The organism is Peterkaempfera griseoplana (assembly GCF_001418575.1).
Classification (GTDB): Bacteria; Actinomycetota; Actinomycetes; order Streptomycetales; family Streptomycetaceae; genus Peterkaempfera; species Peterkaempfera griseoplana.
Genome location: NZ_LIQR01000730.1, coordinates 327 through 1,786, shown reverse-complemented (window position 1 = coordinate 1,786; position 1,460 = coordinate 327). Strand labels below are relative to the sequence as shown.

Sequence of the window (1,460 nt, the reverse complement as noted above, 5' to 3'; positions counted from 1 at the left end):
CCCGCAGCCGCCGGGCGGCCGCCTCCGCTCCCCCGGGCTCGGGGATGCCCTCCGTGTCACCGGGCCCCGCGGTCCCGGCAGGCCCCCCGCCGGCCATCAAACGGCCCCGCCCAGGGCCGTGGCGACCAGCGCCCTGGCCTCCTCCTGCACCTGGCCGAGGTGGTCGGGGCCGCGGAAGCTCTCGGCGTAGATCTTGTAGACGTCCTCGGTGCCCGACGGCCGGGCGGCGAACCAGGCGTTCGCGGTGCAGACCTTGAGGCCGCCGATGGCGGCGCCGTTGCCGGGGGCCTCGGTGAGGACGGCGGTGACCGGCTCGCCGGCCAGTTCGGTGGCGGTGACCTGCTGCGCGGAGAGCCGGGCCAGCACCGCCTTCTGCTCCCGGGTCGCGGGGGCGTCGACCCGGGCGTAGGCGGGGTCGCCGAAGCGGTCGGTGAGCTCGGCGTAGTGCCGGGAGGGGGTGGTGCCCGTCACCGCGGTGATCTCGGCGGCGAGCAGGGCGAGCAGGATGCCGTCCTTGTCGGTGGTCCACACCCGGCCGTCACGGCGCAGGAAGGACGCCCCCGCCGACTCCTCACCGCCGAAGCCCAGGGTGCCGCCGTACAGCCCGTCCACGAACCACTTGAAGCCGACCGGCACTTCGACCAGCGGCCGCCCCAGATCGCCCACCACCCGGTCGATCATGGAGGAGGAGACCAGGGTCTTGCCGATCCCGGCACCCGCCGGCCAGTCGGGGCGATGGGTGCAGAGGTAGCGGATGGCGACGGCCAGGTAGTGGTTGGGGTTCATCAGGCCGCCGTCGGGGGTGACGATCCCGTGCCGGTCGGCGTCGGCGTCGTTGCCGGTGGACACGGTGTAGTCGTCGCGCTGCCGGATCAGCGAGGCCATGGCGTAGGGCGAGGAGCAGTCCATCCGGATCCTGCCGTCCCAGTCCAGGGTCATGAACCGCCAGGTGGGGTCGGCGACGGGGTTGACCACGGTGAGGTCCAGGCGGTGGCGCTCGGCGATCCGGCCCCAGTAGGCGACGGACGCGCCGCCCAGCGGGTCGGCGCCGATCCGCACCCCGGCGTCCCTCACCGCGTCGAGGTCCAGGACGGCGGGCAGGTCGTCCACATAGGCGCCGAGGAAGTCGTGGCGGCCCGTGGTGTCCGCGGCCAGCGCGCGGGCGTGGGGGATCCGCCGGACCTCCTTGAGGCCGCCCTCGATCAGGGCGTTGGCGCGGTCCTGGATCCAGGAGGTGGCGTCGGAGCCGGCCGGGCCGCCGTGCGGGGGGTTGTACTTGAAGCCGCCGTCGGCGGGCGGGTTGTGGGACGGGGTCACCACGATGCCGTCGGCCCGGGCGCCGCCCCGGTCCCGGTTGTGCGTCAGGATGGCGTGGGAGACCGCCGGGGTGGGGGTGTAGCCGTCGGCGGCGTCGATCAGCGTGGTGACACCGTTGGCGGCCAGCACCTCCAGGGCGGTGA

At 74.7% G+C, this 1,460-nt stretch carries 1 protein-coding gene; it reads right to left on the bottom strand.

Going from position 1 to position 1,460, the window contains the following annotated elements:
- Nucleotides 1–96: 96 nt before the first annotated feature.
- Nucleotides 97–1,460, bottom strand: a 1,364-nt coding sequence (gene pgm, locus AOK09_RS36105) for a phosphoglucomutase (alpha-D-glucose-1,6-bisphosphate-dependent) (RefSeq protein WP_245687644.1), incomplete at its 5' end; no start/stop codon positions are given.